15 protein-coding genes are annotated in these 14,434 nt (G+C 47.7%); 10 read left to right on the top strand and 5 right to left on the bottom strand.

The window, feature by feature from the left end; all coding sequences use genetic code 11:
* Nucleotides 1–25 precede the first annotated feature (25 nt).
* Genes gspH through FR741_RS14695 form a run of 7 tightly spaced genes read left to right on the top strand, consistent with a single transcriptional unit; the run spans nucleotide 26 to nucleotide 5,104 of the window.
* Nucleotides 26–628 carry a type II secretion system minor pseudopilin GspH gene (gene gspH, locus FR741_RS14725; protein ID WP_046874189.1) on the top strand — a complete coding sequence of 201 codons (603 nt, stop codon included), beginning with the start codon at nucleotides 26–28 and terminating at the stop codon, nucleotides 626–628.
* A complete protein-coding gene (gene gspI, locus FR741_RS14720) occupies nucleotides 615–1,004 on the top strand; it encodes a type II secretion system minor pseudopilin GspI (protein WP_170902468.1) in 390 nt (129 codons plus the stop codon). The genes gspH and gspI overlap by 14 nt, the downstream gene beginning before the upstream one ends.
* Nucleotides 991–1,668 (top strand): type II secretion system minor pseudopilin GspJ, encoded by a 678-nt coding sequence (gspJ, locus tag FR741_RS14715; RefSeq protein WP_167427029.1) that lies wholly within the window; start codon nucleotides 991–993, stop codon nucleotides 1,666–1,668. The genes gspI and gspJ overlap by 14 nt, the downstream gene beginning before the upstream one ends.
* Complete coding sequence (gene gspK / locus FR741_RS14710; RefSeq protein WP_006741791.1) at nucleotides 1,661–2,671, top strand: type II secretion system minor pseudopilin GspK; 1,011 nt, start codon at nucleotides 1,661–1,663, stop codon at nucleotides 2,669–2,671. The genes gspJ and gspK overlap by 8 nt, the downstream gene beginning before the upstream one ends.
* Entirely contained in the window at nucleotides 2,640–3,842 is a 1,203-nt protein-coding gene (gene gspL, locus FR741_RS14705; protein WP_005394975.1) for a type II secretion system protein GspL, read from the top strand. The genes gspK and gspL overlap by 32 nt, the downstream gene beginning before the upstream one ends.
* A 7-nt stretch (nucleotides 3,843–3,849) precedes the next feature.
* Entirely contained in the window at nucleotides 3,850–4,341 is a 492-nt protein-coding gene (locus FR741_RS14700; RefSeq protein ID WP_012841219.1) for a type II secretion system protein M, read from the top strand.
* Nucleotide 4,342: 1 nt separating this feature from the next.
* A complete protein-coding gene (locus FR741_RS14695; RefSeq protein WP_167427028.1) occupies nucleotides 4,343–5,104 on the top strand; it encodes a type II secretion system protein N in 762 nt (253 codons plus the stop codon).
* A 300-nt stretch (nucleotides 5,105–5,404) separates the two neighbouring features.
* Here FR741_RS14695 and cysQ read toward each other — a convergent pair whose 3' ends face one another.
* From cysQ to FR741_RS14675, 4 genes are all read right to left on the bottom strand, one after another.
* Nucleotides 5,405–6,232: a 3'(2'),5'-bisphosphate nucleotidase CysQ gene (cysQ, locus tag FR741_RS14690; RefSeq protein WP_005394972.1), complete on the bottom strand. Its 828-nt coding sequence runs from the start codon at nucleotides 6,230–6,232 to the stop codon at nucleotides 5,405–5,407.
* 44 nt (nucleotides 6,233–6,276) lie between these two features.
* On the bottom strand, nucleotides 6,277–6,846 hold the full coding sequence (nudE, locus tag FR741_RS14685) for an ADP compounds hydrolase NudE (RefSeq protein WP_005394971.1): 570 nt from the start codon (nucleotides 6,844–6,846) through the stop codon (nucleotides 6,277–6,279).
* Between the two features lie 176 nt (nucleotides 6,847–7,022).
* Nucleotides 7,023–7,607 carry a Fe-S biogenesis protein NfuA gene (gene nfuA, locus FR741_RS14680; RefSeq protein ID WP_005394968.1) on the bottom strand — a complete coding sequence of 195 codons (585 nt, stop codon included), beginning with the start codon at nucleotides 7,605–7,607 and terminating at the stop codon, nucleotides 7,023–7,025.
* A 97-nt stretch (nucleotides 7,608–7,704) separates the two neighbouring features.
* Nucleotides 7,705–8,430 carry a ComF family protein gene (locus FR741_RS14675; protein WP_167427027.1) on the bottom strand — a complete coding sequence of 242 codons (726 nt, stop codon included), beginning with the start codon at nucleotides 8,428–8,430 and terminating at the stop codon, nucleotides 7,705–7,707.
* Nucleotides 8,431–8,514: 84 nt separating this feature from the next.
* On the opposite strand from FR741_RS14675, the gene bioH reads away from it, so the two are divergent.
* Both bioH and FR741_RS14665 read left to right on the top strand, forming a co-directional pair.
* On the top strand, nucleotides 8,515–9,282 hold the full coding sequence (bioH, locus tag FR741_RS14670; RefSeq protein ID WP_006741796.1) for a pimeloyl-ACP methyl ester esterase BioH: 768 nt from the start codon (nucleotides 8,515–8,517) through the stop codon (nucleotides 9,280–9,282).
* A 124-nt stretch (nucleotides 9,283–9,406) separates the two neighbouring features.
* Nucleotides 9,407–9,871 carry a hypothetical protein gene (locus tag FR741_RS14665; RefSeq protein ID WP_005379316.1) on the top strand — a complete coding sequence of 155 codons (465 nt, stop codon included), beginning with the start codon at nucleotides 9,407–9,409 and terminating at the stop codon, nucleotides 9,869–9,871.
* A gap of 104 nt (nucleotides 9,872–9,975) precedes the next feature.
* Here FR741_RS14665 and FR741_RS14660 read toward each other — a convergent pair whose 3' ends face one another.
* Nucleotides 9,976–12,297 carry a Tex family protein gene (locus tag FR741_RS14660; RefSeq protein WP_104971141.1) on the bottom strand — a complete coding sequence of 774 codons (2,322 nt, stop codon included), beginning with the start codon at nucleotides 12,295–12,297 and terminating at the stop codon, nucleotides 9,976–9,978.
* A 229-nt stretch (nucleotides 12,298–12,526) separates the two neighbouring features.
* On the opposite strand from FR741_RS14660, the gene FR741_RS14655 reads away from it, so the two are divergent.
* Nucleotides 12,527–14,407, top strand: a complete 1,881-nt coding sequence (locus tag FR741_RS14655) for an ATP-dependent zinc protease family protein (RefSeq protein ID WP_174856102.1) — start codon at nucleotides 12,527–12,529, stop codon at nucleotides 14,405–14,407.
* Nucleotides 14,408–14,434: the final 27 nt, after the last annotated feature.

Raw genomic sequence — 14,434 nt, 5'->3', positions numbered from 1 at the left:
GCCTAAGCCAGCACTAATGAAGCAAATGCGAAAACACAACGGTTTTACATTGATAGAAATTCTATTGGTGCTGGTTTTGCTATCCCTCACGGCAGTGGCCGTGATCACGACATTACCGACCAGCCAAAAAGATCTTTCCAAACAGTATGCTCAAAGCTTTTTTCAGCGTTTACAGCTACTTAACGAGGAGGCCGTACTAAGCGGTAAAGACTTTGGCGTTCGAGTGGATGACGCTAAATCAACGTACGCTCTACTGAGTTTGACCGCGGAAGGTTGGCAGCCTCTGGAGTTAAAGCAGATTCCGAGCAAAACCAAGTTGGAAGATGACATTACGCTACTGCTCGAACTAGGTGGCGGTGCTTGGGATAATGATGATCGCTTATTCAAACCGGGCTCTCTTTTTGATGAAGACATGTTTGCTGAAGAAGACGACGACGAAAAGAAAGTTAAGCCACCGCAAGTGTTTATCTTCTCCAGTGCAGAAGTTACGCCATTTACTCTGTCTTTTTTTCCGCAAAATGGTGACGCCTTTAATGACGGGTGGCGAGTCATCGGCAAAGAAAGTGGACAAATCTTGTTACTAGCGCCGGGCGAAGAAGTGAAAGAGGATGAGAATGCGCAATTCTAAGCAAGCTCGCCCACATTGGAGTCCTCGCCGGACGAGAGGCATGACACTACTGGAAGTATTGGTCGCACTGGCTATTTTCGCCACCGCTGCCATCAGCGTCATTCGCTCGGTGAGCCAGCATATTAATACGATCAGTTATTTAGAAGAAAAAATGTTTGCAGCCATGGTTGTGGATAATCAGATGGCCAACGTGATGTTGAGTACCAGTGAACTTAAAGTAAAGAACGGCACAGAAGAGCTGGCTGGGCGCACTTGGTACTGGAAAATCACGCCTGTTGCCACCACGCAGCCATTGCTGAAAGCATTTGATGTGAGTGTCGCGCTCGAGAAAAACGCGAGCCCAGTCGTGACGGTACGAAGTTATGTGGCGCAATAAGAATCCACGCGCAAGTAAGCGCCAACTGGCAAAAGGTTTTACACTTATTGAAGTGCTGGTCTCGATTGCCATTTTTGCCAGTTTAAGTGTCGCCGCGTATCAAGTGGTATCGCAAGTGCAGCGCAGCAATGCACTATCACAAGAACGAACTCAGCGCTTAAATGAAATTCAGCGCGCCATGGTGATGATGGATAATGACTTTCGTCAAATGGCGATGCGCCAAACGCGGACAAATGGTGAAGAGCCCGCGAGCCAACTGATTTTTTGGTCAGATTACTTGCTCGACTCCGATACTAAAGGGCTAATGTTTGCTCGCTTAGGATGGCACAACCCTCAACAGCAGTTTCCCCGAGGGGAGGTCACTAAGGTTGGCTATCGTTTAAAAGAAGAAACATTACAACGAGTATGGTGGCGCTACCCTGACACGCCAGTGGGTCAACAAGGCATCGTTACCCCATTGCTGACGCAGGTCGAATCGTTTGATATGCGTTTTTACGATGGTAAACAATGGAAAAAAGAGTGGGATGATGAACAATCGCTACCGAAAGCGGTTTCTGTGATCCTGACTCTAAAAGATTATGGAGAGATTGCCCGCACCTATCTGACTCCTGATGGCACATTGAGTCAGAAAGAAGGAAGTTCAGGAGGCAGCAATAATGGTTAATCGTCAGCGCGGTGTCGCTTTGATTATTGTGCTGATGTTACTGGCGATTATGGCGACAGTTGCCGCCAGTATGTCGGAGCGTTTGTTTTTGCAGTTTCAGCGGGGCGCCAATCAAGTTAACTACCAGCAAGCGTATTGGTATAGCCTTGGGGTAGAGGCGTTGGCAAAAGTCGGTATCGAGCAAAGCTACAAAGACACCGATACGATCAATATGAGTCAGCCGTGGGCAATAAAAGAACAAGTCTATCCGCTAGATTATGGTCAAGCGGCGGGACGAATTAGAGACAAACAAGCGTGCTTTAACCTCAATGTATTGAGCCGTGTGCAACCGACGGGACAGCAAATCGCAAGACCTTATTTAGTCAATGTGCTGCAGCGTTTATTGGAAGAATCGGATGTTGAATCGTATCAGGCAGAAATCATTGCAGACTCTACCTGGGAATACATTGATGCTGATGACACCGTTCGCTCCACAACCGGGGTCGAAGACAGCACATATGAAGCGATGAAACCCGCGTATTTAGCGTCAAATGGCTGGATGGCAGATGCCACCGAGTTACGAGCGGTTTATCAGGTGAGTGGTGAGATTTTCCAAAAATTGGAACCGCTAATCTGCGCATTGCCTAGTGATGATTGGCGTTTAAACGTAAATACGATTGAAGTCGAGCAAGCTCCGATTTTGGTGGCAATGTTCTCACCAAACTTAAGCAGTAGTGATGCGATTCAGCTAATTGAAAAACGCCCATTTGATGGGTGGGATAGCATTGATGAATTTTTAGCAGAGTCAGAAATGGCTGGCTTAAGTGAAGATGTAAAGAAAAACGCCAAAGGCTATTTGGGTGTGGATAGCGCCTTTTTTGAATTGGATGCACAAGTGTTGGTGGATGAATCACGTGTACGTATCCGAAGCCTTTTGCAAAGTACAAATAGAGAGACGGTGACCGTAGTTCGCCGTCGTTTTGGAGGGATCAGTGAGCGAGTTTCTGACCGTTCGGCTGAGTAGCGAACAACAAAGTACCATTCCTTGGGTGGTGTGGTCGACAGATCAACAGGAAGTGATTGCCAGCGGTGAAATCGCCGGATGGGAACACTTAGATGAGTTGATCTCTTATGCAGGTCAGCGCCAAGTTGTGGCGCTATTGGCGAGTAATGATGTGGTCTTGACGCAAGTGGATATACCGCCAGGCGCAACACGTCAGTTCGACGCGATGTTACCGTACCTCGTGGAAGATGAAGTTGCGCAGGACGTTGATGGCCTTCACTTTACCGTGTTAGGTAAACAAGCGGATAAAGCGCAAGTGTGCGCTGTTGAACGCGCTTGGATTCAGACCGTATTGCAGCGTTTTTCAAGCCAAGGCATCACCATCAAACGCATCTTGCCAGATGTGCTTGCGTTACCTGTTCAGGGAGAGCATAGCAGTGCCGCGATGCTTGGTGATCAATGGTTGATTCGTCACTCAGCGACAGAGGGTGCGGTTGTCGATGCTTCTTGGTTAGACCTTTACCTCTCTTCTTATCTACAAAATCATGAAGGTTGGAAGCTCGATTGCTATAGCTCAGTCCCTGAATCTGCGTTACCTGAAGTATGGGAGCCGCAGCCAGAAGAAATGACCATGGGGTTACTGGCGAAGGGGGTTACAGAAAGCAAAGTCAATTTGCTGACCGGGATCTTCAAGCCTAAATCCTCTTGGGGGAAATACTGGAAGCTCTGGCAAAAAGCCACCATTGCTGCGGGCGTGCTTATCGTTGTTATGGTTGCGCAGCAGTTGCTCGTGGTCCACAAGTACGAAGCACAAGCACAAGCGTATCGTGAGGAGAGTGAGCGCATTTTCCGCCAGGTGTTCCCGAATAAACGACGAATTCCTACCGTTAGTTATCTCAAACGACAAATGGATGATGAAGAGCGCCGCTTATCTGGTGGTGGCGGTCAGCAGGCGATGTTGTCGTGGTTGGCGGCACTGCCAGCGACACTTGGTCAGGTCAGCGATTTGGAAATCACCAGTTTTAAATATGATGGTCAACGTGGCGAAGTGCGAATTCAAGCTCGCAGTTCAGACTTCCAACCTTTTGAGCAGGCTCGTGTGAAATTGGCAGAGAAGTTTAATGTTGAGCAAGGACAGCTGAACCGTAGCGATAACGTTGTGGTTGGCAGCTTTGTTTTGAAGCGTTTGTGAGGTGATGATGAAAAACTTAATTTCTCAAGCTCAGGCTTGGTGGAGCAGCATCTCTCAGCGTGAGCAGCGTTTGGTCATGGGATGTGGCGCTATTGCCGTTATCGGCATTATTTATTGGGGGTTGCTACAGCCAATGAGCCAACGTGCGGAGCTAGCTCAATCACGCATTCAAAGTGAAAAACAGTTGCTGGCTTGGGTACAAGATAAAGCGGATGGCATTACTGCACTGCGCAAAAGCAGCGGTGTGAGCTACTCTAGCCAACCGTTGAATCAACTGGTTTCTTCTTCAGCCCGTCGTTATAAAGTTGAGTTGATTCGAGTGCAGCCTCGCAATGAGAGTGTTCAGGTGTGGATCAAACCACTCGCGTTTAATCAGCTGGTGGATTGGTTACGTTACTTGAAAGAGCAGCAGGGTATTGAAGTCGAATTTTTAGATATCGACCGAACGGATCAAGCGGGCATGATTGATGTGAACCGCCTTCAGTTTAAGCGAGGTTAAGGTGAAGCGAGCAGTACTTTACGTTGTTATCTTTATCGTCTTTTTTTCAGTCAGTCTTTTAATAGGATTACCCGTTTCTTGGGTGTTACAGCAAGCACCAACCGTGAGAGGACTAGACATTCAGGGTGCCAATGGCTCTGTATGGCAAGGTCAAGCTTCTAGTGTTCGTTGGCAGCGCCAGAACCTTGGAGAAGTTAATTGGGATTTCCAATGGTCGAGTCTACTAACTGGTAAAGCTGAGTTTGCCGTACGCTTTGGTCGTGGTAGTGAAATGGACGTTCGTGGTCGCGGTTTTGTTGGTTATAGCTTGAGTGGTGGTCCTTATGCCAAAAACTTAGTTGCCTCGATTCCGGCAGTAAAAGTTGTAGAGCAAGCTCGTCTCCCTGTGCCTGTCGGCGTTGATGGGCAACTTGAGTTAAATATTCGTCATGCGACTTATGCCGCGCCTTGGTGTAAGAATGGTGAAGGCACTTTGGTATGGAATGCCAGTGGTATTCAAAGCCCTGTTGGTAGCCTTGAACTCGGCCCTGTGATTGCCGATCTAAACTGTCAGGACAGTGTGTTGACAGCGACTGGTGAGCAAAGCAGTAAACAAGTCTCAGCGGCGTTCTCAGCAGAGCTTATGCCTAATCAGCGATACTCAACCAAAGCCTGGTTTAAACCAGGAGCTGAGTTCCCATCCAGCATGAGTGAGCAACTGAAATGGTTGGGCAAGCCGAATCCCCAAGGTCAATACGAGTTTAATTACCAAGGTCGCTTCTAACCTATCGTGACAAAAACCAAAATTCTCAAAGAGCTGCGATTGTGCAGCTCTTTTTGCTTTTGGATCATAGTAGGCGAAACCCTCTATTCGCTGTACAAAGATCGTGGTGATCATAGGATGTAATTATAAGGTTATGATTCTAAGGGGTTTATTTTCTTGTGTTCAGCACTTTAAGCGATTGGAACATAGTAGGCCAAATACTTCTAACGCTGTACAAACAGGTCAAAAAGAAAAGGCCACGAACATATTCGTGGCCTTTCAATTGCTAGTATTTAGGTGCTAACTTTACGGATAGAGCGCTTAATCTTTGCGTTGTAAAATCTCATTCCAAGGTAAATCCGCGTCACCAAGCACAATAAAGTTTGGGTTCTCTAGCGTTTCCCGCTCGTTATATGACAGCGGCTCCAATTGCGTGCTGAGAATGCGACCGCCCGCTTCTTCAACAATGCACTGTGTCGCGGCGGTGTCCCACTCACCTGTTGGGCCTAGTCTGAGATAGCAATCCACAGCGCCTTCTGCAACAAGACACGCTTTTAATGCCGCAGAGCCGAGCGGAATTAAATCGTAATTCCAAGCACTGCTCATGCGGCTAGTGATGCGATTGATATCTTGACGGCGGCTAATAGCAATCGCGATGCTTTGCCCTGGCTGCTCGTGTTTGTGCGTATGGATTTTTACGCTGTCCGACATGTCGGGAATTTTCCAAGCACCTTTGCCACTATAAGCGTAATAAGTCACGCCAGAGACAGGGCCATAAACGACCCCCATGGTTGGTTTGTTGTTGTCGACCAGTGCAATAATAGTCGCAAAGTCGCCGCTGCGAGCGATGAATTCTTGAGTACCATCGAGAGGGTCGACTAACCAATACCGTTCCCACTGAGCTCGTTGCTCGAGGCTGATGTCTGCGTCTTCTTCTGACAATACGGGAATGTCGGGTGTGAGTTCACTCAAGCGTTCTGTGATGAGCTTGTGAGCCGCGATATCTGCGCTCGTTACCGGAGTCTCGTCACTTTTTGTGTAGGCCTCGTACTGTTTTTTTTCATATATTTCGAGGATCATTTGCCCGGCACTACGGGCAATTTCGATGACTTGAGGAAGCAGGTGAGATAGATCTTTTGTCATTGGCATAAGTGATAGTCCTTACTCACAGTATTATTCGGTTCTCATGACCGTTATTGGTTATGTTTGTGAGTGGTGTTTGGTAAGTGTTTCAGTGCCAACATTAGCGCGGTGATGCTTCGTGCTTCACAGAAATCCATGTGAGTTAATAACTCTTCGGCTTGCGCAAGTGGCCAACGCACAATTTCCAGAGGCTCAGGCTCATCGCCTTCTTGCTTCTCTGGATAAAGCGCCTGTCCTAAAAATAGAGTCATTTTGCTCGAAAAGTAAGATGGCGCGAGGATAACTTGTTTCAACGGAGTCAGCTGATTGCAGCCAAATCCGATTTCTTCTTTTAACTCTCGATCCGCAGCTTGGTGTGGGGTTTCACCTGGATCAATCAACCCCTTCGGGAAGCCCAACTCGTAGCGTTCAGTCCCAGCGGCGTATTCACGTACCAGTAATAAATCGCCTTGCTCAGTCACAGGAACCACCATCACCGCATCGCGTCCACTTGGCTTCATGCGTTCATAAGTACGGTGTTCACCATTGGAAAAACGAAGGTCGAGTGCTTCCACGGCAAACAGTTTGGATTTTGCGACCGTTTGGCATGAGAGTATCTCTGGTGGGGTCCGTTTCGACATGGCGCTGGCTCCTTGGTGTCGTTGGCGTTTACGAGATGCGTAAGATTCTTAATATATGAGAACTCCGCCTGAGTTTCTAGCGGATTTTGCGGGCAGCACTAAGCATCTCAAGGTTACCTCAGTATCGATACAAAAATGGGAGACCGAAGCCTCCCATTTTCTGACCGTATTTACTCTTAGTAGTAAGAGTGATCACCACGGTCATGTTCTGTTGCATCACGAACAGCGGTGAGTTCACCAACGAATTGGTTTAGCAGCTCTTTCTCGATGCCTTCTTTTAGTGTTACGTCAACCATAGAACAGCCATTACAGCCGCCACCAAATGCAACAATAGCAATGCCATCTTCAGTGATCTCAACCAAGTTTACGTGACCACCGTGGCCAGCAAGCTGTGGGTTGACTTGAGTTTGGATAACGTATTCAACGCGCTCAACCAGTGGCGCGTCGTCCGCAACTTTACGCATTTTAGCGTTCGGAGCTTTTAGCGTTAGCTGAGAGCCCATTTTATCGGTAACAAAATCGATTTCAGCGTCTTCAAGGAATGGCAGACTTAGCTCATCCACGTAAGCTGAAAAACCGCTGTAAGGGATTTCAGTGTCGGTCGCTTCTACTGCTTCTGGTGGGCAGTAAGACACGCCACACTCAGCGTTTTGTGTACCTGGGTTCACAACGAAAATACGAATGTTAGTCCCTTCAGGCTGTTGACCTAAAAGGTTAGCGAAATGCGTTTGCGCAGTTTCTGTAATAGTAATATTTGACACGACGAATACCCGAGTAAATTTGTAGGTTACTGCTGCTATTCTACTCTTGTTGACGTATGGGTCTAGTCTTTTTGATGCTAAGGCATGGCGAAGCGATCTAGAGAGAACGAGGAGCAGGTGTTCTGCAGATGCAGTAAATATCGATGCTTTCTACGCCAACTTCAAGTAGTAAATGACATAATTGTCGGACGGTACTGCCTGTGGTGACTACATCATCGACGATGGCAACGTGGGAAGATGGCGGTCGCTTATTGAGAACAAATGCGCCTTTTAAGTTTTGTTCACGGCTTGCTTTGGTATTACCACGCTGTGATTGAGCGAGCTTTACTCGACGAAAGACCTTCGCATCAAAATTGGTCTGCAATTGCTTGGCGAGGTGTCGGGCTAAAACATCACTTTGATTAAAGCCCCGGCGCAGGTAACGCTGCCAGTGCAATGGCACACTGGTAATGATTGGAGCTGGCGTGGTGATGCGCTGTGCCAGTTGCTCGGTTAATGCTTTTACATGCCAAGACTCTCCGTGATCTTTAAAGCGTTGTACTTCCCGTGAAAGGGGAAAGTCGTAATCGCCTAACGTGTATAGCCTTTGCCATGGCGGTGGCTCTGAAAGACATTCACCACAAATACTATCCGTACTCATTTCTTCTTTCTGTAATGATAAACCGCAGCGTTGACATCGTTTTACCGGAGTTAGGTATTTTAAACAGTGCTCGCACCAGCGCAGAGTATTTGTGTGGCTTGGTGTGTGAATAGGGAACCGACACAGACCGCATTGACTGCTCAACACACGATGCATGATGTTTTGCCAGTGATGAGATAACATAGCGCTTATTCATGGTGATATTTTACTCAGCCTAACGCTTGGCTGATGGCGTAGGGAATAAAATAAGTGGGAGAGATTGAGAGCATGAGCACGAAATTACATTGGCAGTCGTTTGGTGAAGGACCTGATCTGGTGTTGTTACATGGTTGGGGTATGAATGGCGCGGTTTGGCAGCAAACCGTCGAATCACTTCAAACCGATTTCCGTGTTCATGTTGTTGACCTTCCGGGCTATGGACACAGTGCCGAGCATCATGGTGAAGATTTAGACCATATTGCTAACTTGGTCGCGCAAAGTGCGCCAAAGAAAGCGATTTGGCTTGGCTGGTCCCTCGGAGGCTTAGTGGCGACGCATGTCGCATTAAACATGCCCGAGCGTGTGACTAAGTTGATCACCGTAGCCAGTTCACCAAAATTTGCCGCAGAGAAGCCTTGGCGCGGTATTCAACCGAATGTACTGAGCGCGTTCACCTCTCAGTTGTTAGAAGATTTTTCACTGACCATTGAGCGCTTTATGGCGTTGCAAGCGATGGGCAGTCCATCTGCACGCAAAGATGTGAAACAACTCAAGCAAGCGGTACTGTCGCGCCCTCAGCCAAACCCTGAGTCGCTGTTGGTTGGGCTAAACATCCTTGCTGATGTGGATCTGCGCGATGCATTGACCTCTCTTTCTGTACCAATGCTGCGTCTTTATGGTCGTTTGGATGGATTGGTGCCGATTAAAGTGGCGAATGATTTAAGTGAACAGTTACCTCATACTCAGCAGTTTGTTTTCAATCAGTCCTCTCATGCGCCCTTTATGACCGAACATGACGAGTTTTGTGCCCAAATTCGAGAGTTTGCTCACGATTAGTCAAATACAAGCGGAAAAAGCTCAAGCTGTTTGAAAAGTGGTCGATATAAAGGTTGGTGAGGTTTTATTAGCCAATAAAGCTAAGCCATATTGACGAGTTGGGCGACTCTGAGGAGGGTTCGCAATGATTGTGTCACCGACCAACGTAAGTGTGCCACTGATCGCCCCATCCGTGAATGTGCAGACGGAACAAGCAGCTCGCGACAATAAAGTCCGAGAGCCTGTGACGCCAACGGTCGCATTGGCCAAAACCAATGCAGAGCGAAAAGTAAAAGGCGATGACAAGCGCCGACGTCAGTCTTCTTGGGATCCTTCAGAGCATCCTGATTATGACATGGAAACAGAAGTCGACACGCGTTATCAAGAAGAGCCGGAAGATACACTAGAACGGCTTTTTAGTTTGCTTGCGCTCAAGTCGTACAGTGAAGACCAAGGTAAGGGCTACGCAATTCGTTTTCGCTTACCAAAGCGCATTTTGGATGCTGCGATCAATGAAGGATTAATGGAAAAGCGCAGGAAGGTGATCAAGTTTCATTATGGTCATGCAGTCGCTCCCCATACCCCGTCAGAAGTGATAGCAGTATTATGACGACTCAATATCCTACTCAAACAAAAACGCTCCAAGCAGATTGAACTGATTGGAGCGTTTTCTTTTTAGCTATGAAAGCTCGTTAGCGGTGAGCCTAGGCGAGATTACTTTTTCGCTTTAGCAAACGCCGCCGCAAAAGCACCGCCCATTGCACTGTTCGATGAAGACTCATCGCGGCGAGGCTGACGACGTTGTGCTTGGTCATTACGACGTGGTGCGGCTGAAGAGCGTTGGCTACGGTTATCTTGACCCGGCTCGTCGTTCAAACGCATCGATAGACCAATACGCTTACGCTGTACGTCCACTTCCATCACTTTTACCTTGACGATGTCACCTGCTTTCACGACTTCACGTGGATCAGAAACATAGCGGTCAGTCAGCGCAGAAATGTGGACCAGACCATCTTGGTGAACACCGATATCGACGAAGGCACCAAAGTTGGCTACGTTAGACACCACGCCTTCGAGGATCATGCCCGGTTCTAGATCAGAAACTGAGTTTACGCCTTCTGCAAACGTAGCGGTCTTGAATTCAGGACGTGGGTCACGGCCCGGTTTATCCAGTTCTTTGATGATATCGGTAACCGTTGGGACACCAAAGTGTTCATCGGTATAATCCACAGCGTGTAAGCCTTTAAGGAATGCTGAGTCACCAATCAGTGCCTTGATGTCTTTGCTGTTTTTCTCAGCAATTGCTTTGACTACTGGGTACGCTTCCGGGTGGACCGCTGAAGCATCAAGTGGGTTCTTGCCGTCCATAATACGTAGGAAGCCAGCACACTGTTCGAACGCTTTAGGACCCAAGCGAGGTACTTTCTTCAACGTCGTACGTGCTTCGAAGCGGCCATTTTCGTCGCGGAAGTCGACAATGTTCTGCGCGATGGTGCTTGATAAGCCTGCTACGCGCGTTAATAGTGCGGCAGAAGCCGTGTTCACATCAACCCCAACCGCGTTTACACAGTCTTCCACAATCGCATCTAGGCGTTTTGCCAACATAGATTGGCTTACATCGTGCTGGTATTGACCCACACCGATCGATTTCGGATCGATTTTCACGAGCTCAGCCAATGGATCTTGCAAACGACGCGCAATCGACACTGCACCACGCAGTGATACGTCCATATTCGGGAACTCTTTCGCTGCGAGCTCAGAGGCCGAGTACACCGATGCGCCTGCTTCGCTGACGATGATTTTCTGAACTTTTAGGTTGCCGCGTTTGATTACGTCTGCGACAAAGCTATCGGTTTCACGAGAAGCCGTGCCGTTACCAATCGCAATTAAATCCACGTTGTACTTACGCACTAACTGGTCAACGATTTGCGCTGATTTGTCGTATTGTTTTTGCGGAGGGTGAGGGTAGATGGTTTCCGTAGCCAGAACTTTACCCGTTGAATCGACAACCGCGATTTTTGAACCGGTACGCAGACCAGGATCGAGACCAAGTGTTGCACGAGGGCCTGCCGGCGCCGCCATCAACAAATCTTTTAGGTTGGTCGCAAATACTTCAATCGCTTCAATTTCAGCACGCTCTTTCATTGCGCCCATTAGCTCGGTTTCCATGTGCATCGATACTTTGATGCGCCATGCCCAGCTGATCACTTGTTTGCGCCATGCATCTGCTGGTGCGCTACTTAACGTCACACCATAATGGTCAGCAATGATGCTTTCACAGTAAGATTGGCGAGCACCTTCTTCCTGCTCTGGATCAGCGTTCATGGCTAAAGTCAGGAAGCCTTCATTGCGGCCGCGCAACATCGCAAGTGCACGGTGAGAAGGGACTTTGCTCAGCGGTTCGTTGTGATTGAAGTAATCTTTGAACTTCTCACCCTCTTGCTCTTTTCCTTCAACGACGCGTGAGACAAGTTCCGCATTACGATTTAAGTGGTTACGGATTTTTTCCAGTAAGTTTGCGTCTTCAGCAATGCGTTCCATGATGATCGCACGGGCACCGTCTAGGGCGGCTTTGGTATCTGTGATGCCTTTGTCGGCATCAAGATATTTGCTTGCTTCGCTTTCTGGCTCGGTTTGCGGATGATTCCACAGCATGTCAGCTAGCGGTTCTAGGCCGGCTTCAATGGCGATTTGGCCTTTAGTGCGGCGTTTAGGTTTGTAAGGTAAGTAAAGGTCTTCAAGACGAGTCTTGCTATCGGCTTGAATAATTTCTTGCTCAAGCTCAGGCGTCAGTTTGCCTTGCTCTTGGATCGATTTGAGAATGGTTTGACGGCGGTCATCCATTTCACGAAGGTAAGACAGACGGCTGTCCAGAGTACGCAGTTGGGTATCATCAAGGCCACCCGTCACCTCTTTGCGGTAACGTGCAATAAAAGGGACGGTGTTACCGTCATCAATTAGGGTGACAGCGGCGTTGACTTGCTCAGGGCGAACATTCAGTTCTTGAGCAATCATACGACAGATAGCTTGGCTCATCCGTGTTTTCTCTTTCAATTCGGTTTGGGTTGTATAGAACATTGGGGTCGTTCGAAGAATTTGCAATGTTTTAAATTAACGAGACAAAAATTTACCGGGCGCTGGTGGACATCAGTCAGATTTGTGTCAAAACTGTAATTAAATTGAGAACTTATATCCGCAACTATCGACTAACCTATATCCACGGTTATTGATATAACTAAATGTACCTCGGCTTATACGGATAATCATGATGAAAAAAATGTCTTTGGCGTTAGCGCTTACGAGTGCCTTACTTTTCGCCCCGCTTAGTTGGGCACAATCCATATCAGCAACCACACAAGACCCTGTATATCAGCTTGATGACAAGTTGGTGCTTGGACGAGTGGAGAGCGTTTACTACAGTGATATTCCAGAGCTAAAAGCGGTACCATTTATTGGCAAGATTGATACTGGTGCTGACACCACGTCTATGCATGCAGAGAACATCCATGTCAGTAGCTCTCATCCCGACTACCAGAACTTGAAAGACAACGAGTTGTTGTGGGCGATTGTCGATGACTTAGGTGGGACGAAGGCGAAGTGGGATGCCGATACTTTTAAACCATATCAAGTGAAGGTGAGCTTTACGGTTCCTCATCCTTACACAGGAAAAGAAATACAGATTACCGATGACCTGGAACGAGTGAGCGCTATTCGTAGTCGAACAAGCAAAAAGCCTATTTTACGCCCGACGATAAAAATGCCGATGACGATTGCAGGCCGCACCGTCGATACAGAAGTGAACCTGACCAAGCGCACGCAATTCTCTTCTCCTATCTTGATTGGTAAAACCTATCTCGATAACAATGCGTGGGTATTCGCTGGCTACGACTATCTTCAAGAGCAACCAAGCGCAAAAATGATCGGCAAAAAAGAGACGGTTGAAGTTGAAGGCGTGCCATACAAGATCAGCATCTCAACCACCAGCCGCTACACCAACGTTCACGCACTGGATATCAAGGTTGATAAAAAGAACAATGCAGTTTCTTTCACGCTAGAAGGTGAAAACGGCAAGCGCCACCCAATGACGTTACCTTTGGTACGCATGCTGAAAACCACTAAGAGCGAGCGTCCGTTGGTCTACTTACCAGTGAAAATTGACGAAAACGAAACCCAACGTTGGTTAGTCTATTTGCGTGACCGCAGTAAGTTCAGTTCACAAATTCGCTTGGGTCAGGATGTCGCGAGCCAACACTTTGTGATTGATACCGACAGAGAAAACCTATTGGGCGGTGTTGAAAAAACGTTCAAGAGCGCACTCAAGTCAAAGCCCCTCGTGATTTCACCGGAAGAACAAGTCACCATTGATGGTTATACCGTTCCTGCTTACCCCACGTTTACGGTGAAAACGCCATTACTGCGTGTAAATGGTTTTGAAGTAACAGAAAAAGGTAAGGATGAATCCGTCACGTTTTATTTAATGAACGATGAGGGCAAAGAAGAAAAAATTACCAAGCCCGTGGTGAAAAAGCTCAAAGTGGGTAGCACTGTGCGTCCCGTTGTTGATGGCGATTTCCTTTTCGGTAGCAAAGAGACATCAATGGAATTTGCACTCGATGTGCTAGATGAAGACGAGACGCAACCATTTTTCGTTTTTGGTCATGATATCGCCAAAGGCGGTGTGCTGCTGAATACTCGTGCCGACCATTTACTAGATGCAAGGCCACTTTTCAAAGCCGGTCATATCGAAGTGGCTGAAGTGGAAGGGATGTCTTTCCCTGTCAAATTGGACACTGGTGCTGACGTGAGCTCGATTAATGCCAAGGACATCAAGCGCTTTCAAAAAGACGGTAAAGATATGGTGAGTTTTACTTATGAAAACGATCTAGGCATGACCAAGGCGTTTACCCGTGAGGTGGTGGATGTCATGCGTATAACGGCCAAAAAAGGAGAAAAGGCCAACGAACGGCCGGTAGTAGAAATGCACGTTAAACTTGGCGAGTTAGAGAAGAAGATCCGAGTCAATTTGCAAGACCGAGGTCGCTTCCATTACAGCATGATTTTAGGTAAAAACTTCCTAAAACATGGCGCGGTTGTTTCGAGTGATACGAATTACATCGTGACGCAAAAACCAGATTACGAAAAGTAGCACTCTGGCCGCCTTATTATCTTGATA

The organism is Vibrio diabolicus (assembly GCF_011801455.1).
Lineage (GTDB): Bacteria > Pseudomonadota > Gammaproteobacteria > Enterobacterales > Vibrionaceae > Vibrio > Vibrio diabolicus.
The sequence above is the reverse complement of the archived record's forward strand: the minus strand, read 5'-3'. Positions and strand labels throughout refer to the sequence as shown.